The sequence below is a fragment of the Neorhizobium huautlense genome, from assembly GCF_002968575.1.
Taxonomy (GTDB): domain Bacteria; phylum Pseudomonadota; class Alphaproteobacteria; order Rhizobiales; family Rhizobiaceae; genus Neorhizobium; species Neorhizobium huautlense.
The window spans coordinates 14,914-36,059 of the sequence record NZ_PVBM01000003.1; the positions used below are offsets into that span (position 1 = coordinate 14,914).

General features: G+C 59.4%; 18 protein-coding genes and 4 pseudogenes. 13 read left to right on the top strand and 9 right to left on the bottom strand.

Annotated elements, in window-relative coordinates; all coding sequences use genetic code 11:
• Positions 1–70: 70 nt before the first annotated feature.
• The 4 genes from C5L12_RS04010 to C5L12_RS04025 all read left to right on the top strand — a co-directional run bounded on the left by C5L12_RS04010 (position 71) and on the right by C5L12_RS04025 (position 4,236).
• On the top strand, positions 71–1,309 hold the full coding sequence (locus tag C5L12_RS04010; RefSeq protein ID WP_105371034.1) for an ABC transporter substrate-binding protein: 1,239 nt from the start codon (positions 71–73) through the stop codon (positions 1,307–1,309).
• A 70-nt stretch (positions 1,310–1,379) separates the two neighbouring features.
• Positions 1,380–2,297 carry a carbohydrate ABC transporter permease gene (locus C5L12_RS04015; protein ID WP_105370748.1) on the top strand — a complete coding sequence of 306 codons (918 nt, stop codon included), beginning with the start codon at positions 1,380–1,382 and terminating at the stop codon, positions 2,295–2,297.
• 3 nt (positions 2,298–2,300) lie between these two features.
• Complete coding sequence (locus C5L12_RS04020; RefSeq protein WP_105370749.1) at positions 2,301–3,146, top strand: carbohydrate ABC transporter permease; 846 nt, start codon at positions 2,301–2,303, stop codon at positions 3,144–3,146.
• A 10-nt stretch (positions 3,147–3,156) separates the two neighbouring features.
• Entirely contained in the window at positions 3,157–4,236 is a 1,080-nt protein-coding gene (locus tag C5L12_RS04025; protein WP_105370750.1) for an ABC transporter ATP-binding protein, read from the top strand.
• Positions 4,237–4,265: 29 nt separating this feature from the next.
• Here the strand turns inward: C5L12_RS04025 and C5L12_RS28545 are convergent, their stop codons facing one another.
• A complete protein-coding gene (locus tag C5L12_RS28545) occupies positions 4,266–4,607 on the bottom strand; it encodes a hypothetical protein (protein WP_205839303.1) in 342 nt (113 codons plus the stop codon).
• 433 nt (positions 4,608–5,040) lie between these two features.
• Here C5L12_RS28545 and C5L12_RS04035 point away from each other — a divergent pair, with 433 nt between their 5' ends.
• The 6 genes and pseudogenes from C5L12_RS04035 to C5L12_RS04075 all read left to right on the top strand — a co-directional run.
• A complete protein-coding gene (locus C5L12_RS04035; RefSeq protein WP_105370751.1) occupies positions 5,041–5,292 on the top strand; it encodes a type II toxin-antitoxin system prevent-host-death family antitoxin in 252 nt (83 codons plus the stop codon).
• Entirely contained in the window at positions 5,285–5,680 is a 396-nt protein-coding gene (locus C5L12_RS04040) for a type II toxin-antitoxin system PemK/MazF family toxin (RefSeq protein ID WP_105370752.1), read from the top strand. The genes C5L12_RS04035 and C5L12_RS04040 overlap by 8 nt, the downstream gene beginning before the upstream one ends.
• 477 nt (positions 5,681–6,157) lie before the next feature.
• Positions 6,158–6,691 (top strand): annotated as a pseudogene (locus C5L12_RS04050) (IS110 family transposase); the annotation flags it as partial.
• Positions 6,690–7,714: pseudogene (locus C5L12_RS04055) on the top strand (transposase); the annotation flags it as partial. The pseudogenes C5L12_RS04050 and C5L12_RS04055, both read left to right, overlap by 2 nt.
• Positions 7,715–8,436: 722 nt before the next feature.
• Entirely contained in the window at positions 8,437–9,408 is a 972-nt protein-coding gene (locus tag C5L12_RS04065) for a ketopantoate reductase family protein (protein ID WP_105370755.1), read from the top strand.
• A 686-nt stretch (positions 9,409–10,094) separates the two neighbouring features.
• Positions 10,095–10,646: pseudogene (locus C5L12_RS04075) on the top strand (DNA-3-methyladenine glycosylase I); the annotation flags it as partial.
• A 68-nt stretch (positions 10,647–10,714) separates the two neighbouring features.
• Here the strand turns inward: C5L12_RS04075 and C5L12_RS04080 are convergent.
• The gene (locus tag C5L12_RS04080) at positions 10,715–11,251 is read right to left on the bottom strand and encodes a peroxiredoxin-like family protein (protein WP_105370758.1); all 537 of its coding nucleotides are present in this window, start codon (positions 11,249–11,251) and stop codon (positions 10,715–10,717) included.
• 89 nt (positions 11,252–11,340) lie between these two features.
• Between C5L12_RS04080 and C5L12_RS04085 the strand changes: the two genes are divergently transcribed.
• Positions 11,341–12,096 carry a helix-turn-helix domain-containing protein gene (locus C5L12_RS04085; RefSeq protein ID WP_105370759.1) on the top strand — a complete coding sequence of 252 codons (756 nt, stop codon included), beginning with the start codon at positions 11,341–11,343 and terminating at the stop codon, positions 12,094–12,096.
• A gap of 256 nt (positions 12,097–12,352) precedes the next feature.
• Here C5L12_RS04085 and C5L12_RS04090 read toward each other — a convergent pair whose 3' ends face one another.
• The 7 genes from C5L12_RS04090 to C5L12_RS04120 form a co-directional block, all read right to left on the bottom strand.
• Entirely contained in the window at positions 12,353–13,348 is a 996-nt protein-coding gene (locus C5L12_RS04090; protein ID WP_105370760.1) for a Gfo/Idh/MocA family protein, read from the bottom strand.
• Positions 13,345–14,226 carry a sugar phosphate isomerase/epimerase family protein gene (locus tag C5L12_RS04095; protein ID WP_105370761.1) on the bottom strand — a complete coding sequence of 294 codons (882 nt, stop codon included), beginning with the start codon at positions 14,224–14,226 and terminating at the stop codon, positions 13,345–13,347. The genes C5L12_RS04090 and C5L12_RS04095 overlap by 4 nt, the downstream gene beginning before the upstream one ends.
• A gap of 94 nt (positions 14,227–14,320) precedes the next feature.
• Positions 14,321–15,154, bottom strand: a complete 834-nt coding sequence (locus tag C5L12_RS04100; RefSeq protein ID WP_105370762.1) for a carbohydrate ABC transporter permease — start codon at positions 15,152–15,154, stop codon at positions 14,321–14,323.
• Positions 15,151–16,074 (bottom strand): carbohydrate ABC transporter permease, encoded by a 924-nt coding sequence (locus C5L12_RS04105; protein ID WP_105370763.1) that lies wholly within the window; start codon positions 16,072–16,074, stop codon positions 15,151–15,153. Before C5L12_RS04105 ends, C5L12_RS04100 begins: the two co-directional genes overlap by 4 nt.
• A gap of 71 nt (positions 16,075–16,145) precedes the next feature.
• Positions 16,146–17,345 (bottom strand): ABC transporter substrate-binding protein, encoded by a 1,200-nt coding sequence (locus tag C5L12_RS04110; protein ID WP_105370764.1) that lies wholly within the window; start codon positions 17,343–17,345, stop codon positions 16,146–16,148.
• A gap of 24 nt (positions 17,346–17,369) precedes the next feature.
• A complete protein-coding gene (locus C5L12_RS04115) occupies positions 17,370–18,353 on the bottom strand; it encodes an alpha/beta hydrolase (protein ID WP_105370765.1) in 984 nt (327 codons plus the stop codon).
• Complete coding sequence (locus C5L12_RS04120; protein ID WP_105371035.1) at positions 18,350–19,027, bottom strand: GntR family transcriptional regulator; 678 nt, start codon at positions 19,025–19,027, stop codon at positions 18,350–18,352. The genes C5L12_RS04115 and C5L12_RS04120 overlap by 4 nt, the downstream gene beginning before the upstream one ends.
• Positions 19,028–19,127: 100 nt before the next feature.
• Here C5L12_RS04120 and C5L12_RS04125 point away from each other — a divergent pair, with 100 nt between their 5' ends.
• Both C5L12_RS04125 and C5L12_RS04130 read left to right on the top strand, forming a co-directional pair.
• Positions 19,128–20,210, top strand: a complete 1,083-nt coding sequence (locus tag C5L12_RS04125; RefSeq protein ID WP_105370766.1) for an ABC transporter ATP-binding protein — start codon at positions 19,128–19,130, stop codon at positions 20,208–20,210.
• A 33-nt stretch (positions 20,211–20,243) separates the two neighbouring features.
• Positions 20,244–21,107: pseudogene (locus C5L12_RS04130) on the top strand (type IV secretory system conjugative DNA transfer family protein); the annotation flags it as partial.
• Between the last annotated feature and the right edge of the window lie 39 nt (positions 21,108–21,146).

Sequence of the window (21,146 nt, forward strand, 5' to 3'; positions counted from 1 at the left end):
TGGAATGGTGTTATCCAATCACCAACTGATCGATCAGAACGATATTCTGATATTTCTGGGAGGGATGGATATGCAGCTGAATCGTAGAGAGCTTATGGCTGGTGCGACGGCAATGGCGTTGGCAAGTCAGATGGGCACTGCGCGTGCCGCCGGGGCAATCAACTACTGGCATCACTTTGCCAGCCAGTCGGAGATGGAGGGTCTCGCGAAGATCATCTCCCTCTTCCAGGCGAAATATCCCGGCACGAAGGTCACACAGGAAGGCATTCCGAATTCGGAATATATGGCGAAGGTATCCTCCGCTGTTGTTGCGGGCGGCAAGCCCGATACCGGTATGGTGATCACCGAACGTTTCGCCGATCTCGTGGCCATGAATGGTCTTGTCGACCTCAGCGCGCGGGTCAAAGCCTGGCCCGGAAAATCGAACTTTCCTGATAATCGTTGGAAAGGCCTGTCTCAGGACGGCAAGATCTATGCGGTGCCCGCATTCACATTCGTCGACTGGATGTATTATCGCGCCGACTATTTCGAGCAAGCCGGCCTTTCAGGGCCGCCGAAGAACTTTGACGAGTTCGTTCAGGCCGCCCGTAAACTGACCGACCCATCCAAGGGGCGCTACGCTTTCAGCATGCGCGGCGGCGCTGGCGCTTTCAAATACGTGATCGACGTGATGGAAGCCTTCGGCTCACCGATCGTCAAAGACGGTAAGCCTGCCATCGACCGCGCGGCAGCGATCGAAGCGGTGACATTCTATTCCGACCTCTTCGTCAAGGAAAAGGTCGTGCCGCCGAGTGCGCCGAACGACAGCTATCGTCAAATCATGGAGGCCTTCAGGACCGGCCAGACGGCGATGGTCTGGCATCACACCGGATCGTTGAGCGAGATTTCCGGTGCACTGAAGCAAGGCACCCAGTTTCAGACAGCCCCGATGCCGGCAGGACCCAGGGCGCAGATTGCCCGCGTCGCCTATGCGGGCAATGGCGTCATGAAGGAAGACAATATCGAGGACGCCTGGCAGTGGGTCAGCTTCTGGGGGGAGCCGGAAGCGGCGATCGCGCTGCTTGAGGCAACCGGATATTTCCCCGCCTCGACCGCGGCCCTACAGGATCCACGCCTGACGTCGAACAAGATCTATGACGCGGCAGTCAAGACGCTCGATTTCGGGCGCTTGCCCAATACTTTTGTCGGCGCAGCGGGTTGGTCGGAAAACGTCGTCAATCCTGCATTCCAGTCCGTTTTGACCGGTCAGTCCAAACCGACTGATGCAGTCGACAGGATGATCAAGGGTCTCGACGCAGCAATGCGCTAATCCAAGACGAGGGCGCGCCTTGCGCCCTCTCCCCGTCTTCTGAAGGAACGGCGCGAAAGCCGAGGATTGAATGGATACTGGATCTCATCTTCCCAAAACCGGGATGATTGGGGAGCTCTCCGAGACGCGATACTGGATCTACCTGCTCCTTTTGCCGAGCCTGGTGATCATATTGCTCGTGATCGCCTACCCGACCATCTACGGCATGGCGATCAGCTTTCGCGAAATGCGGCTGACTCGGCCAGGCCTCAATGGCTGGGTCGGGTTCAAACATTACCTTGTGATGATCGATGATCCGGTGTTTTGGGTCGCTCTCAAGAACACCGTGCTCTGGGTGACCTTCGCGGTGGTGCTGGAACTGGGATTGGGTTTCATCGCTGCCACGGCTTTGAATCGCAATGTGCCGGGGACCGGGATCTTTGCAGTCCTGATCCTGGTACCCTACTTCCTTCCGAATGTCGTCGCCGGCCATATGTGGGCGCTGCTGCTGGACCCGCGCCTGGGTGTCATCAACGACATCCTTGTCCGCATCGGCATATTGAACAGCTACAAAGCCTGGTTCGCCGATCCGAACACCGCGCTCGCCGCGACAATCTTTGTTGAAGCCTGGCACGGTTTTCCATTCTTCGCCCTGCTGTTGCTTGCCGGCTTGAAAGGGATCCCGCAGGATCTTTACAAAGCCGCCGCAGTGGATGGTGCCGGGCCAATCGCTGAGTTCAGGCTGATTACCGTCCCGATGCTGAAGTCGGTCATCGCGGCCGCCGTGATCCTGCGCGTCATCAGCCTCGTCAACTCGCCGGATCTTCTGCTCATCCTGACCGGTGGTGGCCCGGGCGACGCGACACAAGTCCTGTCGCTCTATGCCTTCCAGACGGCCTACAAGGACTTCAACTTCGGATATGCATCGGCATTGTCGGTCGTGATGTTCGTGATCCTGATGGTATTCGCCTACGCCTACATCCGCCTTTCCAAGATAGGTCGGGAGTAGATCATGGCTGCAACCCGCCGCAGCAGGCGAATGGCTGCTGACATTCTCACCTATTTTGTTCTGGTTTCCATGTCGCTGTTTTGCATCGGACCGATTGCCTGGATGTTTTTGACCTCGCTGAAACTTGAAGCGGACATCGTTACCCAGACAATGCAGTATATCCCCAACCGGATCACCTTCCAGAACTATGTCGCGATCTGGACCCAATCCAGCTTTCCGGTGCTTATCGGCAACAGTTTCATCGTCACCCTCATCACCGTCATTGTTTGTCTCGCGACAGGAACGCTCGCTGCATACGCGTTTTCCCGCTACACTTTCAAAGGTCGCAACACGCTGATGCTCGGATATCTGGTCGTGCGCATGTTCCCGGCGGTCATGATGATCATCCCGCTCTACGTCGTGCTTCGATCCGTCGGACTGATCGACAGCCGCATTGGTCTCGCCCTCGCCTATACGAGTTTCCTGCTGCCTCTATTCGTCTGGATGCTGAAGGGCTTTTTCGATGCAGCGCCGAAGGAGCTAGAAAGTGCCGCGCGGATCGACGGCTCCACCCGCTTTGGCGCCATGCTCTGGATCGTGATCCCCCTCGCCAGAAACGGTTTGGTGGCGAGTTCGATCTTTGTCGCAATCGCCGCGTGGAACGAGTTCCTGTTTGCACTGATGCTGACGACCGGACAGGGCTCCCGGACCTGGCCGGTTGGCCTCCAGTTGATGGTTGGCGAGTTTCAGCTCCCCTGGGGCGTGCTCGCCGCCGGGGGGATACTCAGCATTCTACCGGTCATGTTGATGTTTGCGCTCGTGCAGCGCGTGATGGTGCAGGGCCTGACGGCCGGCGCCATCAAAGGCTAAGGACACCGCTATGGCGACATTGTCTCTTCAGAACGTTCAAAAATCCTACGGTGGCCTTCAGGTCCTGCACGGGATCGATGTGGAGCTTGAAGACGGAGGTTTCCTCGTTCTCCTTGGCCCGTCCGGCTGCGGAAAATCTACACTCCTCAACCTGATCGCCGGGCTCGACGACATCTCGGCGGGCGATATCCGCATCGATGGCCGTTCGGTTGTCGAGCTCGCCCCGAAAGACCGCAATATCGCAATGGTTTTCCAGTCCTATGCGCTCTATCCAACGATGACGGTCGAACGGAATATCGGGTTCGGCCTGGAGATGCGCGGTATCAACGGCATTGAACGCAGTGCTGCGGTCAAGAAGGCGGCAGACCTCCTGCAGATTTCGCATCTGCTCGACAGACGGCCCGCCAATCTGTCCGGCGGGCAACGACAGCGCGTTGCCATGGGCCGTGCCATCGTACGCAATCCCGACTTGTTCCTTTTCGATGAACCGCTTTCAAATCTTGATGCGAAGCTCCGCGCCGAAATGCGTACCGAGATCAAGCGGCTTCATGGAAGACTCGGCACGAGCGTCGTGTACGTCACGCACGACCAGATCGAAGCCATGACACTCGGCACCAAAGTGGCTGTCATGAAGGGCGGCTACATCCAGCAGTTTGCGGACCCCCAGACGATCTATGAAAAACCGGCCAATATGTTTGTCGCCGGATTCATTGGCTCGCCCCCGATGAATTTCGTGACGGGAACATTGACTTCAGATGGTCGTCTTGCACGTTTCGAGGCGCCCGGCGTCCGCGTAGAGGCCCCAATGTCTTCCGGCGAGATTTTCCGCGCGAAAGCAGCCGTTCTCGGGATCAGACCTGAGGAGTTGAAAATAGCCGACGTTACAGGCTCGATGCTGACGGGGACAATTGACGTCATTGAACCAACCGGCCCAGACACAATCGTAACCGTACGAGTCGGGGATCAAGCCGTTGTCGCACGGTTGCCGTCGCGGTTCTCTTCAAAGGCCGGAGACGGTGTCTACCTGCGCGCGGAGTTGGCAGGACTTAGCCTGTTCGACGCAGTCACTGAGATGCGCATCCAGCTGTAGCCGGATTCATTTTGAAACTTGGAAGTAATTTATCGGGAAATAGATGCGCCGGTCACGCCCTTCAACCGCTCAGCTTTGAGAGACCTACGCGTCTCCTTCCGGTATGGCCGCGCGAAATGCCTTTCGAGCCTTGCGCCAAGCGCCGATATGCTCCAGCACAATGCGAAATAGACGATCAGGATCGCGCCATACACGAGATAAGCGGGGCTTCCGCCTTTGGAAATCGTCGTCTGCTCGATCAGGATCTGAGCGGAACGGAAAAGCTCGTTCGCGCCGAGCACAGCACCGAGCGAACTTGCCTGACCGCAACCTTCTTCGGCCCGAAGGGTGTTGTTTTCACCGAAGCGGATGAAGTTTGCGTAGTCGGTCATTGTCTGTCTCCGTTGGTTGCGGTTGCCACCCGAAGGGCAAGCCCCCTCGGGCGAAAGCCCGCCCCGCGGCGGGCGGTCGGACGGGTCAAGGGGTCGTGACGGGGAAAAAACGGAAGGTTCGGCCGCAGGCGGAAAGCCTTTTTTTCCCGGCGCGACAAGCGGTTTCGCCGCGCCTGCCCCTTGATCCGGGCGGCCGACGATGTCATGGGGCGAAACAAGCAGACGCGGCCCGGAGCGGGCCTCATCGCCGGGTGCAAAGCGCCCGATGGACAAGCGGTCGTCACCGGGATCGGCGGAGACGGCAAAGGGCCGGCTCCGTGCCATCGGTATAGAGCGCAGTCCGCTCACCGAGCGGATGATCCCCCACGCCGAAATCTTATTGCATATTTCGCATAAAATACGTAAATTACCTACTTCGAAATCGAGGCCGAAGATGAAGCAGTATACGTTTTCCGACATGAACCGGGCGTCCGGAGAAATCCTGGAGGCCGCCCTGATCGAACCGGTCGCTCTCACCAAGCGCGGCAAGCAGAAGCTGGTGATCCTCACAGCCGATGCCTATGAGCGCCTGAAGGGTGAGCAGCATACCAAAGCTTACCTCCTGGAAGATGCTCCCGACGACATCCATAACGAGTTGATGGAAGGCATCGATGCAATCCTCGACGAGGCGGATCGCAATGCTTGAACGGGGCCAGATCGTCCGCTTCCATTATCTGTGGGCCAGACAGGCGGATGCCGGCGAGGAATCCGGCCGCAAGGCGCGACCGGTTTGCATCGTCGTGCGCGCGCCCGGCAATCCCGGTGCTGTCTACCTCTTCCCGATCACCTCACAGGAACCGCAGGACGGTCACATTTCACTTTCCTTTTCCGAAATGGAATGCCGCCGCGCCGGTCTTTCCTTTCCGTGCTGGATCATTCTCGATGAGTATAATCGCGTCGATCTCGACAAGGCTTTCGACTTCGCCTCGACCCGGCCCATCGGCAGTGTAAGCACCGCCTTCCTCGAAAAGATCGCAACGGCAGTCAAGCAAGCTTCCGCAATCCGCCGGCTTAGGGGCGTCAACCGATCTTAGGGGAATGATATGGCGATGAACGATCTTGAATGCGCCGCACTCAAGCGGTGGCTGAAGATCGCCCGGTAACGTGAACCATCTTGGAGACCTGCATTTGGGGCCAGGCGGACGTTTCCCACGAGGCTCCGGAAAACCCTACGGCGCTATATGGGAGCGCGGGTTTCCTCCGCTTGGCTACCGCTCGCCTGCGATGCCGGCTCACTCCGGCGGCGGTCGCGCCGCCCGGCGGCACTGCGGCTGGAAAACGAATTCGAACAGCGCTCGCGCGCAGACTTAACCTGTCGATCGCGCCAGCGCGACGTGAAACGAGCACGGAGCGATCCGGAAAAGATGAAGAGTATCGGAGAAATCAGCATAGATGGGTTAATCGGCTTCGTGCCCCCCTTCTGCCCGGAATAAGGAGCCGCACCGCACTGCCGATGATAAAAGTGGCCCTGTCGGAAACCAGGCACAACCATCATGCAGAGGAGCGCAGCCATGAAACACTATGCCGGCCTCGATGTCTCGGTCAAAGAAACGAGCGTCTGTATCGTCGATGAAAGCGGGAAGCTATGCCGGGAACGGAAGGTGGTCTCCCACCCGGATGACCTTGTTACCATCCTGAGCGATCCGGTATTCAGCTTGGAGAGAGTGGGCGTTGAGGCAGGGCCGCTATCGCAGTGGCTGTTCGAAGGACTGGCAAAGGCTGGGTTCCCGGAATTCTGCATCGAGACGCGCCACACCAAAGCTTTTCTGGATGCCCTGCAGCAGAACAAAAGCGACAGGAACGATGCACGCGGCATCGCCCACATGATGCGGGTCGGCCTGTTCAAGGATGTGCACGTGAAGACGCTCATCAGCCAGAAGCGTCGCGCCTTGCTAACGGCCCGATCGCTGCTGCAGGAAAAGGCGATTGACCTGGGGAACGAGATGCGTGGGCTGCTGCGCAACTTCGGACTGAAGGTTGGCCATGCCTCGGGCGGCACATTCGAGAGGAGAATACTCGAGCCCATCGAACACGACGTTGTGCTTGCTGCGCGAGCTATTTGAGACGACGGTACGCCGCTGCATCGAGGAGGGCCTTGTCGGCGGCGAAGGATTTGCCGTCGACGCGAGCCTGATCAAGGCGGATGCGAACAAGCAGCGCTCGGCGGAAGGGTCCGAGCCGGTCGACTGGAAGTCGATGGCCGAGAGCCGTCGCTCGGTCCAGGAATATCTCGACACCGTCGATGACGCTGCATTGGGTGCAGCGAGCGAGGTGAAGCCGAAGTTCGTATCGAGGTCCGACCCGGCGGCCCAGTGGACGGGAGCGCAGAAGGGCCATGCTTTCTTCGCCTACGCCACCAACTATCTGATGGATATGAACAATGCCGTGATCGTCGACGTCGAGGCGAGCCGGGCGATCCGCCAGGCCGAGGTCGGTGCGGCACGCACGATGATCGAACGCACCCAGGATCGCTTCGACCTTTATCCGGAACGGCTGGCCGCCGATAGCGCCTATGGTTCTGCCGAGATGCTGGGCTGGCTGGTGCACGAGCGAGGGATAGAGCCGCACATTCCGGTCTTCGACAAATCCGAACGGCGCGACGGTACGTTCGAAAAGGCGACTTTGTCTATGACCACAAGCGCGATCTCTATACCTGCCCTGGCGGAAAAGAGTTACGCTCGCGGCAGATCACCTACAAAAGGGAGCGCCCGCTTGTCGATGAGAACGGCATGATACGCTACCGGGCCAGCAAGCACGACTGCGATGCCTGCGCCCTGAAACCCAAATGCTGCCCGACCACCCCGGCGCGCAAGATACCGCGCTCTATCCATGAGGGCGCTCGCGACATGGCACGCGATATCGCCAAGACGGAAGCCTATGTCACATCGAGACGGGAGCGGAAGAAGGTCGAGATGCTCTTTGCCCACCTCAAACGCATCCTCCGATTGGATCGCTTGCGACTCCGAGGGCCGAACGGAGCACGTGATGAGTTCCACCTCGCAGCCGCAGCCCAAAACCTCCGGAAACTGGCAAAGCTGATCCCCGCGCCGATGCCGAATTCGGCGTGAGGGGAAATATACCCCAGCGCGTCCGTCGCAATCCAAATGCTGCCACCGATCCCGAACCGACTATTTCAACGGTATCCGCCAACACCGGACATTGCGGCTGCCGCAAAACTCCCTATTCTGCGACATTGCAAAAGCCAGGAAAACAAGTGCCGCTTTAATTGGGAGATTTGCGACAAACGCGATCGCCCAAGTACCATGTACTTCCTGCAAAGGCGTCGTAGGTCTCCGAGGCCCTACGTCACATATGAAAGGAGAGCCAAATCAAAACCGATTGGAGTCTGATCGGGGAAATGATCGGCGCGGCGTTTGATGCTTATGAACGGATGGAGGTGGCCGGCTAGGCGTGTCTTCTGGAGAGGGGAATGTGTAGCGAAAGGCGATGCAGAACCTGCGGCCAAGATGCGGTAAGGCCCGCGCCGCCAGGCGATCGACTTGGCGTCATCGACCACGGCTTATATTCCCGTCCTTAGCGGGTCCGGGAACAATATCGTGTGGGGTATGTGCTATGGCGGATCGGCGAACTCGGCTATGAACGCTGGGTTGGGCGTGAATAACCTCCGCTAGCGAAACAATCGAAGGGTTGGTCTGGCGAAGCGCCGTCGATCTTTAATGCGGCCGGAATCGCAAATATTATCTGGACGTTCGTTGTCTTCGGCCCAAGTCTTTTAAAATTTCAAGATGGAACCGGGCCTGTCCGGATCGCTTGCACAAGGTGTTTGAAAATGCGTTTCATAATTCATGGTGTGGGTGCCATCGGCGGCACGATTGCGGTCTCGCTTGCTTCGGCCAGTCAGAAGGTCATCGGGATCGCGCGCGGCGAGCAGCTAAAGGCGATCAAAGCGAAGGGGCTGACATTGCGGACTCCCAGGGGAACCGAGACCTGTCACTTCGAATGCGTGGAATCGCCGAGCGCGATCGCGCTTCTTCCTGACGATGTGGTGCTGGTCTGTACGAAGACCCAACACATGGGTGCAGTGATCGAGCAACTCGCGGCGGCTGGCCTTCAGGACCAGTCGATCTTCTGCTTCCAGAACGGTGTCGAGAACGAACGCACCGCTTTGCGGCGTTTTGCCAATGTACATGGCGTGAGCGTCATACTGCCGGCGGACTATGTCACGCCCGGCGAGATCCTCGCCTTCGGATCACCTCACTCCGGCTATTTCTATCTTGGCCGGTATCCGCAAGGTTTCGACAGTGTCGATGAAGCCGTCGCGGAGGCGCTCACGGCGTCAGGCCTGCCAGCCTTTGTGGTTCCGGACGTGATGAAGAACAAATATGGAAAGCTGCTCTTAAACCTTCACAACATCGTCGAGGCCGCATGCGCCGACCAGGGCGATATCGCGCCAATCGTCGACCTTCTCCGCGAAGAGGCAGAGGTGGTTTTCGCCGCTTCGGGCGTGCAATGGCAGAGCGTCGGTGAAACCGATCCCAACCGTGGAAGGCTGATGAAGATGGCATCGATCGCAGGTTTCAGCCGTGCGGGGAGCTCCTCCATGCAAAGCCTTGCCCGCTCCACGGGATCTATCGAGACCGATTATCTCAACGGTGAAGTCGTTCTACTGGGGCGGCTGCATGGTGTCCCCACACCTGCCAATACCTGGTTCTGCGAACTCGCTGCCCGCATGGTACGAGAAAAACTGCGGCCCGGAACGATTCCGCTGGACGAGGTCAAGCGGGCGCTGTCTCTCGCTTAGAGTATCGGGTTTGATCAACATCTGTGTGCAGCCGGTGGTCGAAGGCACCCAATGACAGAAGGTGCAAGAGCGGCTTCATTATGTGATCGAACGGACCCGTTCCGCCGGCTGCTCCTAACGCAAGATGCGTCGCAAATATCCTAACATATCAAACAAATCCTCCAGCCCTGAAAAGTAAAGGGAATTTTCGTCGCGAAACTCGCTCTCAAAAGTCGAAGTTTCGCGACAGACATTTGCGACAGATTTAAGCTGCGAGTGACATGCCCTCGGCCTTACGCTCCACGAGCGCCCAAATGTGGCCGAACGGATCGAAGATCGAGGCCACGCGGCGGCCTATCACGTCAGTCTGGATTTCGTCTCGGATCACAGCTCCACTGACGTCTGAAACTCCCTTTTGAAGGGCATAATCCTGAGCGAGTTTATTGTACAGTCTGGGTGGCGCGCACAGACCAGGTGTCCCGTCATACGCCCAGAAAATGCCTTCAAACGTCTCAAAATCCAATCGTTCAGTTCGTTGGTATTTGCCGCTATGGGTGAGCTACCGGTTCTCGCCCACAATACCTCCCGCGCCGATCGGGAAACACACGCTCAGTAAGACCCCTTTGTCGTGGAAGATGTCGTCACCGCAGACATTCTCGAAATCGCAGCCGCACTGGTGAGAGCCTGGCTTTTCTCAAGGTTGAGGCGTGAGGGCAACGATCCCGGGCCCGGACGGGCAGTTCCGCTGTCGTTGGTGTCCTGCCGCTCCGGAAATTCTGCCCTTTCGCGAAAGAGAGTGGGGCTTTCCCGTCAACGATGACAGCCGCCTATTCGAAAGACTCTGCCTGGAAGGTTTTCAATCCGGTTTGAGCTGGCGCACGATCCTGGCCAAGCGGGAGAACTTTCGAGCCGCCTTTCTCGGCTTCGATTTCGACCATATCACGCGATTTGCGGACGCCGACGTCGAGCGTCTCCTGCAGGGCCCTGGCATCGTGCGCCATCGAGGGAAGATCGCGGCGGTGGTCAAAAACGCGCGGCGCGCCCACGAACTGGTCAAGCAGGAAGGATCGCTGGCCTCCTATGTCTGGCGCTTCGAGCCGAAGGCGTTCGAGCTTTCGCCTCCACAGACGTGGTCGGTGTCGGCCGCGTCCGTCGCCATGTCGAAAGATCTCAAGAGGCGCGGTTGGTCCTTCGTCGGCCCCACCACCGTCTATGCTTTCATGCAGGCGATGGGCCTGATCAACGATCACGCGGAGAGCTGAGTCATTAGAGACAAGGCGGCAGCAGCCAGGGCAGCCTTCCGGCGCCCGACTGCGACCAAGCGGACTTAAACCGCACCCGTGTATTCGCCCCTCGCCGGATAGTCATTCTTGATCACGAAGTCCAACGCCTGCACCATCTCGGCGAAAATCGGCCGCGCAAACGGCATGGATTGCACCGAGAGCCAATAGACGGTTTGATCCGGCCTGATCAAGAATACGCCCGGCTCTGAGAAAAGCTCAGGCTCCTCGATACCGATCGACGTCTTTCCGCGCGAGGCGGATATATAAAGACCCCATTGCCGGGCCACGCTCAACGACAGGCCGTAACCGATGCGCAGGTGTTCGGCGCCGATCTTGTCGGCCATCTGCCGGGCGCGCTCCTCCCCGTCGGAACTCATGGCAATTGTGCGCACGCCGCGCTCTTGGAAGGCTGGCGTCAACCGTTCCAGCTCTTTGAGATAGTTTCCGCAGACGGGGCAGTGAAGGCCGCGGTAGAAGCACACGAGCGTCATGAGCGATGGGTTTTCACTCGTGAGATCGAATTCTCCGTGCTGAAGAGTCTTGACGGTCAAATTGGGGGCCAGTGTCCTTGGGACCAACATCGATAGCTCCTTTAGGTGAAACTTCCGACGCCATGTTGACGTCGCGGCCTCATCATCCCATGATCACGATCATTATTGGTCCATGAATCATGATCCAAAGTCTGAAAATTCTTCCGAAAGTCGATCGCCTAACGGCCTTCTTTGATGCGTTCGAGCTGGAAGCCTCGCTGGAACCGCCACCCATCAGCGATGGCCGTGCCCGACTGTTTGTAATTGGAGAACCGGGTGACCCCGCCGAACGGATCGTCCTCCACCCACGGGGCGACACGCCTCCCGAGCCATCGGCTTTGATAACCGCGGCGGTCGATTTCGAGGGGACGCATAACCCGCTGATGAACGCTTTGCCGGACCGGGTCGTCGTCGACGTCAATGACATTCCTACCCTTCGCGACACCACGGCCGCCTTCATGGCGGAAGCGCTGGAATCGCGCTGCGGACGCAGCGCCGCCCTTAACCGGCTTTGCGAAGTCATCGTCCTGCTTATCCTGAGGTCAGCGATCGACCGCGGGGCGACTGGACCGGGTTTGCTGGCGGGTTTGTCCCATCCCGCGCTACACCGGGCGTTGGTGGCAATGCATGATGCGCCAGCGCAAGCCTGGAACAGCAATGACCTTGCTAAGGTGGCGGGAATGTCAAGAAGCCATTTCATGGCCCTGTTTCGCGACGTGGTCGGCACGACACCGCAGGCTTATCTGACTGGATGGCGTCTGATTCTTGCTCGCCGAAAGCTCGCCGGAGGAGCAAAGGTGAAGGCAGTGGCGCGTCAGGTCGGCTTTGGCAGCGCGGCGGCCTTCTCCCGCGCATTCTTTCGGAAATTCGGGGACTGGCCGTCAGTCTGGTCGTAGGCACGATTGAGGTGCCGGCACCGCTGGTCTTAGCGTGCCATCTGAGGACCACGGTTGCGGAGGTTGTTTCGTTGCGTCTGCCTGCAGCGTAACCCCCGCGTTTTTCCCGCTCTCAAAGTAACGGCCGCATTCTTACGGTTAAGTGCCAAACGACACGCTCTTCGTTGATCACCAGGCCATGCTTCAGTCTCCGATCCGCCACTCCGGTTATTATGACTTCAGGGGAGACCGCTCCCGTATAGAGGGCCGGAGTGCATTACAGGGCGAGTTCGCGGCGAAGCGTGTCAAGACGTTCCATGGCCACCACGCCATCGGCGATGGTTGGCGCCGGACTCGATGCGCCACCGAGAGCGGGAACCACATCGGCCAACAGCGAATGATATCCCTTCGGATCCTCGTTTGCCGCTGCGGTGAAATTCGGTTTCCACGTCAGCGTGTCGCAGTCCTCCTTCAGCGTGGCGCCAAGGTCGTCGATCTTGAAGGGCGGATTGCGATGCCAGCGGATTTCGATCACGTCTTCCACCTCGATACGCTGGTGGTCACCCATCAGCTCGATCCGCTCTACGGGTGTGCCGCGCGACTGGATCGTACCCATGCCGATGTTGCCGATCGCTCCGCATTCGAACTCAAAAGCAACATGGAACAGCAGCCGGCCCGGAGCTTTCTCCACCTTCCGCGTGGAGATCGAACGGACCGGCGAAACGAGAAAGGACACCAGGTCCATATAATGAACGCAGTGATGCAGGAAAAAGCCGGTGTAATCGACATTGCCCACGAAATACCCTGGCGCCGTCATGTAATAGCCGGTCAGGCCCAGCACGTCCCCGAAGCGGCCGGACTTCACGATATTCGCCGCCATGCGGTTGCCGATCGAATAGCGCTTCATGAAGCCGAGCAGCAGCGGCTTCTTCGCCTTCTCCGAAGCGGCCATAAGCTCCCGCGCCCCGGCGGCGGAACCCGATGGCGGCTTTTCCATGAAGACCGAAAGGCCTCGTTCGAGCGCCGCCTTGCCGAAGACGAGGTGCTGATCCGGGCCGACGGCCATCCCGACCGCATCGATGCCGCGGGTCGAAAGCAGGGTCTGTGCATCCGTCGTCAGGTTGGTGACACCGAATTGCCGGCCGGCGTCCTTGAGGCGTTTGCCATCGATATCGCACAGCGCGACGATTTCGACGTCATGGCGCACAAGTTGAGGAAGCAGCATCTGGGTTGCGTGGACGCCGCAACCGATCCAACCGATTTTCAAGGTCATCGACGATATTCCGTAAGCAGGAGATGGGATTTCATGAATGCGCTCGAAGCCGCGAGACGATCGCTCTCGTCCTCGTGGGGCGGGCGCCATTGTGCGAACGGCACACCGAAGCGGTCGTCATTGCGCCGGAACGGTTCCAGCGAAACCGGCCCCTTGTAACCGATCTCGTGGAGCGCCCGGCAGACGTCGACCCAATCGGTAGAACCCGTGCCTGGGAAACCGCGGTGGTTTTCATTGGCCTGGAAATGTACCAGCCGGCCACCGGCAAGCCGGATGGCCTCGGCGATCGAGCTTTCCTCCATGTGCATGTGGAAGGTGTCGAGCATCAGCTTGACGGCTGGGTGATCGACGGCATCCAGCAGTTCCATCGCCTGTTGCGTGGTGCAGAGAACGTCGCTTTCGAAGCGATTGAGCGGCTCGACGGCGAGCAAAACACCCGTTTTGGCAGCGTGGTCTCCGGCTTCCTTCAGGCCTTTGACGCAACGCTCCTTGCGGGCAAGCCGTTCGGGCTCGTCCACCGGCTGCGGGGCACGACCGGCAAACACGAGAGGATTGCCTGTCAGCGGCCCACCGACAATCTCCGAACCAAGGCCGGCCGCGCAATCGGCCGCATATTTCAGGTATTCGACACCAGCGCGATGGGCGTCGACGTCCGCCGACGCGAGATTGCGCTGCAGGTTGACACGGGCTGCGAGCACGACGCCGAGACCGGCATCGTCGAGCGCTTTCTTCGTTTCCCTGATGTCGAGTTCGCCGGCTTCCGGAACCAGAAGCTCCACGAAGTCAAAACCGTGCTCACGCATCTTTGCAAACAGCGGAAAATGCTCGGCTGTAAAAGGCCTTGCATATTGCATGGAAATCAACCCGATGGGGTTCATTGTCATTTCCTTTTTACCGCATTCAACAGTTCGATTTTCGAGCGCTCCCAACCTACGGGACCGTCTCACCGGCTACGCCGATCGTTGCTTACCGTCATCCTTTCACCGCGCCCTGCGTCAGCCCCCCGATGAGGCGGCGCTGAACGAGAAGGAACAGGATGGTGGCCGGCATGGCGCCGACAACGGCCCCGGCCGCCAACAGGCCCCATTCGATCTGGTATTCGCCGATCAGCGTCTGGATCGCGACCGTGACCGGCCGCACGTTGCGCCCGCCGAGCGTCAGCGCGTAGAGATATTCGTTCCAGGCGGTGATGAAGATGTAGATGCCTGTGGAGATGATACCCGGCATGGTCAACGGCAGGACGATCTTGCGCAGCGCCGTCAGCCGCGAGCACCCGTCCGTCATCGCCGCTTCGTCGAGGCTTTTCGGGATGGCACCGATATAGCTCGTCAGCATCCACACCGCGAACGGGATCGCCACCGTCGCGTTGGCGAGGATGAGGCCGAGATGGGTGTCGAGGATGTTGAACCGGCGCATCAGCACGAAGAGAGGCAGGATGAGCAGCACGATCGGGAACATGTTGATCAGCAGGAACTGCAGCATCAGCAACTTGCGGCCCGCAAAACGGAAGCGCGAGAAGGCATAGGCTGCCGTGACCGAAACAATCAGGCCGACGACCACCGTTCCGCCCGCGATGATCAGGCTATCGAGCATGTTCTTGAGGAAAGACGTCTGCTCAACCAACCTTACATAGTTGTCGAGGCTCCAGCCTCGAGGTGAAAGCGATACCCCCGTGGCAGAAAGCGCAGCGGTCGGTGTCAGCGACGTCAGGATCATCCAGGCAAACGGCGCCATGGCGAAGAAGACGATCGCAAGAACCGGCAAGTCCGTGGTGAGTATCCGGTGCAGCGTGCCCTGCTGTCTCATCGTTCCACCTCGCGCATGGTGCGGGCGATATAGAGAGCCACGAACGCACCCAGAAAAATGGTGAAGGTCACGGCGATCGACGTGCCGTATCCGAAATCGAGATTCTGGCGAGCCTTGACGAAGGCATAGAGCGGCAGCGTATGCGTTGCGTAGCCGGGACCGCCGCCGGTCATGACGAAAATGACGTCCATGGAATTGGCAACCCAAATCACCCTGAGCAGCCCGGCCGTCGCCAGTACCGGCGCGATGCCCGGCAGCGTGATGTGCACGAACTGCCGCCAGGTCGATGCGCCGTCGATCGAGGCTGCCTCGTACTGGCTGCGTGGAATGCCCTGCAGGCCGGCAAGAATCATCACGGCAAAGAAGGGAAATCCCTGCCAGGTCAGCGTCGCGATGATCGCATAGATCGCCACATTCGGATCGGCCAGCCACGGCACCGCCGACTGGACGATCGAAAGATAGATGAGGATGTCGTTCAAGACACCGGTATTCGGATCGTAGATCCAGCGCCACATCAGCGCGATCACGACACTCGGCAATGCCCATGGAATGATGATCAGGGCGCGCGCAAGGCCGCGCCAGGGAAATTCGCGGTTGAGAAACAGGGCCGCGACGAGTCCCAGTCCCATCTGCAGCGGCACGGTCAGCCCGATCCAGATGATCGTGTTCCAGAGCGCTGTCCAGAAAACCGGATCGTTGAACAGCTTCACATAGTTTCCGAAACCGACGAACCTGCTGGCACTCGGCCGGAACAGGATGAGATCGTAGAAGCTGGTATAGACCGCCTGCAGCATCGGCATGAAGACGATGACGACGGTGACCACGACGGCGGGAGTAAGCAGCAGGTAGGGCAACAGCCGCTCGGAACGCCAGATCGATGTGGCGCGGCGTTGCACGGGAGAAGAGATCGATAGGGACATGCTTATCCTGCCTGTGGGAAGCAAGGCGGAGAAGGAGGTCCCGACACGTCGGTGCCGGGACCGGAGCGGCTTTACTCAGCGAACAACGTCTGCAACTGTTCCATCATCTTCTTCGGTGTGATCTGGCCGGTCAGCGCCTGCTGCATGTTCGTCTGCCAGGCCGTATTAACGAATTCCGAGACCGCCGAGGTCTGCGGCAGCACCCTGGCAAACGGCAGGGACTGGACGGTCGCCTCAACGAAACGGCGCTCATGGAGCTTCCAGTCGGCGGAGCCGCTCTTCGTGACCGTCAGCTGACCCGTCGCGCTGTTGAAGGCGACATTGTTCTGGCCTTCGGCGAGGAAGGAAATCCACTTCCAGGCTGCCTCCTTCACCGAGGACGAAGAGAAGATCGCGAGAGACTCGTCCCCATAGGACGTCCACTGGCCATTGCCGCATTTAGGAACCGGCACGGCGGAGACCTTGTCGCCAAGCGCGGCGACCAGATCCTTGGACGAACCGATATGGTGGATGGTCATCGCCGTCTTGCCGGACTTGAAGGCCGCGACGATTTCCTGGAAGCCATCATTCGGCGCCGATGGCGGAATGACCTTGTCCTTCTGGAAGAGATCGATCATCCACTGGTTGGCCGCGATGGCCTCCGGCTTGGTCAGACCGCCCTGCTTCAGCTCGGCGCCTTGAGAGAGAACGAAGACACCCCACTGGTCCCAGCCGCCCTTGCCGCCGCGCAGGCCGAAACCATAGGTCTGCGGCGCATTGGTGAGCTTGATGGCCGCATTGCGGAATTCCTCGCAGGTCTTCGGCGGCTGCAGGCCGGCTGCCTGGAGGAGATCGGTGCGGTAATATAGATAAAGGACGACGTATTGGATCGGCAGATAATATTGCTTGCCGTCCGGCCCCTTGTTCAGCTCGAGCAGGTTGTCCAGCAGGTCGGCCTTGCCTTTCCAGCTGTCGATCTGCTTGCCGATCGGCTCCAGTGCGCCCATTTCGGCGAGCCTCGGCTGGGCGAAAAGCTTGACCATCGCCGCGTCGGGCGCATTGCCGCCGACCAGCGCAGTGTAGAGATTGTCGTAATAGCTGTTCCACGGCACGTTCTCGGCTTCGACCTTGATGCCGGGATTGGCCGCCTCGAATTTCTTGACCAGGTCCGACATCGGGTTCGCCGGATTGTCGAAATGGTACCAGAAGCGGACGGTTTCCGCCTTTGCCTGGCCGAAAGCGGCCGAAGCCGCAAGAGCGGCGCCGAGCGCGAGTGTCCTCAGAAATTTCATAGTCTCCTCCTCTTTTCGTTTATGTCATGGACGTCGTGTCAGTCGCCTTACTGCATTGCCTGCGGCCGCCAGAGCCTCCCTTGCGGCCGAAAGTTCGTTGGTGTTCTGCAGAAAGCCGTGGATGACGCCCGGCACGATGTGCAGCTCGTCATCACGACCAATGGCCTTGAGACGCTGGCCCAGGATCAAGGTGTCGGAGAGCAGCGGATCCACGGCCGCCGCCATCAGATAGAGCGGCGGCAGCGCGGCCAAAGCCGCATCGGAAGCCACGAGAGGGCAGGCAAGCGGATCCTCCTCGACCACACGCTCGCCGGCATAGAACGACCAGTAGCGCTGCATCTTTCCGCGCGTCAGTGCCGGACCTTCGGAGAAGCGGACATAGGACGGCGTCGTGAAGCTCCGTGCGTAGCAGCCGTAGAAGAGCAGCGCCGCATCCGGCAATGCGCAGCCTTCAGCCTGTTCGTGCAGCATCGCTGCAAGAGCAAGATTAGCACCCGCGGAGTCGCCCGAAATCAGCAATGGACCGCGGCGAACCCCGGCAGCGGCTGTCACCTCAAAGAGGTTACGCAGGGCTGCGACGACGTCCTTCAGGGGGCCAGGATACGGGCTTTCCGGGGCCAGCCGATAATCCGGCAAAACCACCGGCAGGCCACTTTCGAGCGCCAGAACCCGAGCACACCGCTCATGGGTTTCCGGCGAACAGAAAGCAAAACCGCCGCCATGAACAAAGAGAATGGCGCCAGCCCCGGCCCCAGGGGGCACCAGCACTTTCAGCCGACAGCGTGCCGAACCGAGGCTGAGGTCCTCCGCAACCATAAGCTCCGTCACGCTATCCATCGGCGGCAGGTTGACGTTGCAGCGGACATTGGCGGCAAGCGATTGCGCCCGGCCTTCCGCAGGCGGCAGCGTCGTCGGATCCGGCAATGGCCCTAGCTCGGCGAGAACCCGCTCCATGAGCGCTACCATCTCGTCCGACAAGACATCCGACAATTCGACAACATCGCTCACTGGATCACCTCCGGAAAGACTTCCGGCCCTAAGTCGACGATCGTCGCGATATGATGATGCATGGCAGCGGTGGCGCGCCTCACGTCGCCGCCCTCGATCGCATCGATGATGCTGCGATGGCGAAGCGCCGTCGCTTCGAGATCACGCGCCATCGGGCTGCGGGAAATCTTGAAGCGGTGGTTATGGACCAGGCAGCGATGCAGGATCGGATCGAGCGCCGGCAGGCTAGCATCCTCGAAAATCCGGCGATGGAAATCGCGGTCGAAAGAGGCAAGCTCCAGCTCATCACCCGCCCCGGCCGCAGCAAGCATCTTCTCAAGGAGGCCGTTGAGCTCCTTGACCAGCGTCCGACTCGGCCCACGCATCACACGCGCGATGCCGTTGCCTTCGATCTGCTGGCGCAGCCGGAACATTTCGATCGCTTCGTCCTCGGTGCACTCGGAAACCTGCGTGCCTCGATGTCCCTGACGACGAACAAGCCCCTCCTCCTGGAGCTGGAGCAATGCCTCACGCACCGTCCCCTGACTGCACTGAAAATGCGCAGCCAGTTCCAGCTCGGGCAGCCCGGTCCCGGGCGCCAGCGTTCCGAGCATAATGTCCCGCTTCAAGGCATTGAAGGCGGCACCCGCCTTGGGAGGCTTGGGCGATGTCGGTCGAGACGGAAAATACGCCATGTAGGTCGATCCAGCCGGTTGCGCATTTATGAGCTTATCATTATTGATATCGATATCGATATTTGGCGTCAAGCCTCAAATCGCATCGAGGAGGAAACCCGTGGCCGGCATTGCATTGAAGAAAATCCAGAAATCTTATGGAGCTCTGGAGGTCATCCACAACATCGATATCGAGATTGAAAGCGGCGAATTCCTGGTCCTAGTGGGTCCTTCCGGCTGCGGAAAATCGACCCTATTGCGAATGATTGCGGGACTGGAGGAGATCTCCGGCGGCGAGCTCGACATCGAAGGCCGGGTGGCCAATCTGCTTCCGCCTGCCGAACGCAACATCGCCATGGTCTTTCAGGACTACGCGCTCTATCCGCACATGAGCGTGCGCGAGAACATGTCCTTCGGCCTCAAGATGCGTGGCGGCAAGGACAGCGATATCGAAAGTCGGGTCGGTCATGCCGCCGATATCCTGAAAATACAGGATTATCTGGATCGTCGCCCGGCGCAGCTCTCTGGGGGCCAGCGCCAGCGCGTCGCCATGGGGCGCGCAATCGTGCGCGAGCCGGTAGCCTTCCTCTTCGACGAACCGCTTTCCAATCTGGACGCCGCCCTACGTGTCGAGATGCGACTTGAGATTGCTAAACTGCACAATCGCATGAAGGCCACCACGGTCTACGTGACGCACGACCAGGTGGAAGCGATGACGCTGGCGGACCGAATCGTTGTCATGAATGGCGGCGTGATTGAACAGATCGGCAAGCCTCTCGAACTCTATCACAGGCCAGCGAGCCTCTTCGTGGCCCGGTTCATCGGCAGTCCGACGATGAACACCGTGCCGGCAAGCGTCCTGAAGGAAAGCGACACGCTTAAGGTGCTTGGCAGGGCTGTGAAGCTGGAAGGATCGGCGCCGACAAGCGCGATGCCGAATGAGGTCGTGCTGGGTATTCGACCCGAGGATCTCCTGCAGTGTCCAGCCGAAGAAGCATGGTTTAGCGGCGAACTGATGGTGGCGGAGCGGTTAGGGAGCCAGACCTACGGTTATATCGAGGTGGGTCATTCGAAAATGCTGTCGGTCGAGTTCTCTCGTGACGCTGATGTCAATGTTGGCGATATCTTCTATGTGCGCGGAAACCCGTTTAAAATACACCTCTTCGACGCTTTGAGTGGTAAGCGCTTGTTCGTCCAGTCGTGACCTTGGATATCAGGTCTTGGGTAGGCGCGTTACGAGGAATTGGGCCGCCGGCATCTTGGCACCTTGAGGGACTATCTGACGCTGCCGCCGGATGCGTTTGCGGCACTGTTGACGACGATGCAGCAAAGCAGCGAAGCAGGTGGTTTGGTTGCCCGTGCCGCCAACCGTCATCTCGGCAAGTCCGACCGTGAGGCGGCAGGTGTTCTGTCGGCGGCACAGCGGCATACCCACTTTCTTGACAGTCCTCGAATGATCTCGGTTCTCAGCCAATCGGACTTTCGGTTCTGCGATCTCAAAAGCCGCAATACCACCGTCTTCCTCGTCCTGCCACCGGATCGTCTTTCCACCTATACCAGATGGCTTCGCCTGCTGATCACCCAGAGCCTGATCGAGATGGCCAGAACCTCGGTCGTACGGGTCACTGAGGCAAAGCCGGTTCTGTATCTCCTCGATGAATTTGCGAGCCTCGGATATCTCGCTCCCGTCGAACGCGCCATGGGTCTGATGGCAGGATACGGCGTGCAGCTTTGGCCGATCCTGCAGGACATCCATCAGCTGCGCGCCACCTATGGCAAGCGAGCCGGCACCTTCCTGTCGAATGCCGGCGTATTGCAGGTGTTTGGTGTCAACGATCACGACACCGCCCGTCTTGTCTCCGATCTGCTCGGACAGGAAACCGTTGTCTTCCAGACGGTAGCGCGTGCACTCGATTCCGAACAGTCGGGGCTTTCCTTCAGCCAGCATCATACCGGCCGGCCTTTGTTGACACCGGACGAGGTCCGCAACATGGCCGAGCAAAACCAATTGCTGTTTCTGGCAGCGCGACGCCCGATCGTCGCGAGCAAGCTGCGGTATTACGCCGATGCGGAGTTCAAGGAACGGTTTGATGCAATCTGAACCGCGACGCCTTCGACCGATCTGGCGCGACAGGTCCAA

What these genes read in the sequence shown, in the direction of transcription:
- C5L12_RS04010 (WP_105371034.1), top strand. Translation starts at nt 71, where the DNA reads ATGCAGCTGAATCGTAGAGAGCTTATGGCTGGTGCGACGGCAATGGCG.
- C5L12_RS04015 (WP_105370748.1), top strand. Translation starts at nt 1,380, where the DNA reads ATGGATACTGGATCTCATCTTCCCAAAACCGGGATGATTGGGGAGCTC.
- C5L12_RS04020 (WP_105370749.1), top strand. Translation starts at nt 2,301, where the DNA reads ATGGCTGCAACCCGCCGCAGCAGGCGAATGGCTGCTGACATTCTCACC.
- C5L12_RS04025 (WP_105370750.1), top strand. Translation starts at nt 3,157, where the DNA reads ATGGCGACATTGTCTCTTCAGAACGTTCAAAAATCCTACGGTGGCCTT.
- C5L12_RS28545 (WP_205839303.1), bottom strand. Translation starts at nt 4,607, where the DNA reads ATGACCGACTACGCAAACTTCATCCGCTTCGGTGAAAACAACACCCTT.
- C5L12_RS04035 (WP_105370751.1), top strand. Translation starts at nt 5,041, where the DNA reads ATGAAGCAGTATACGTTTTCCGACATGAACCGGGCGTCCGGAGAAATC.
- C5L12_RS04040 (WP_105370752.1), top strand. Translation starts at nt 5,285, where the DNA reads ATGCTTGAACGGGGCCAGATCGTCCGCTTCCATTATCTGTGGGCCAGA.
- C5L12_RS04065 (WP_105370755.1), top strand. Translation starts at nt 8,437, where the DNA reads ATGCGTTTCATAATTCATGGTGTGGGTGCCATCGGCGGCACGATTGCG.
- C5L12_RS04080 (WP_105370758.1), bottom strand. Translation starts at nt 11,251, where the DNA reads ATGTTGGTCCCAAGGACACTGGCCCCCAATTTGACCGTCAAGACTCTT.
- C5L12_RS04085 (WP_105370759.1), top strand. Translation starts at nt 11,341, where the DNA reads ATGATCCAAAGTCTGAAAATTCTTCCGAAAGTCGATCGCCTAACGGCC.
- C5L12_RS04090 (WP_105370760.1), bottom strand. Translation starts at nt 13,348, where the DNA reads ATGACCTTGAAAATCGGTTGGATCGGTTGCGGCGTCCACGCAACCCAG.
- C5L12_RS04095 (WP_105370761.1), bottom strand. Translation starts at nt 14,226, where the DNA reads ATGAACCCCATCGGGTTGATTTCCATGCAATATGCAAGGCCTTTTACA.
- C5L12_RS04100 (WP_105370762.1), bottom strand. Translation starts at nt 15,154, where the DNA reads ATGAGACAGCAGGGCACGCTGCACCGGATACTCACCACGGACTTGCCG.
- C5L12_RS04105 (WP_105370763.1), bottom strand. Translation starts at nt 16,074, where the DNA reads ATGTCCCTATCGATCTCTTCTCCCGTGCAACGCCGCGCCACATCGATC.
- C5L12_RS04110 (WP_105370764.1), bottom strand. Translation starts at nt 17,345, where the DNA reads ATGAAATTTCTGAGGACACTCGCGCTCGGCGCCGCTCTTGCGGCTTCG.
- C5L12_RS04120 (WP_105371035.1), bottom strand. Translation starts at nt 19,027, where the DNA reads ATGGCGTATTTTCCGTCTCGACCGACATCGCCCAAGCCTCCCAAGGCG.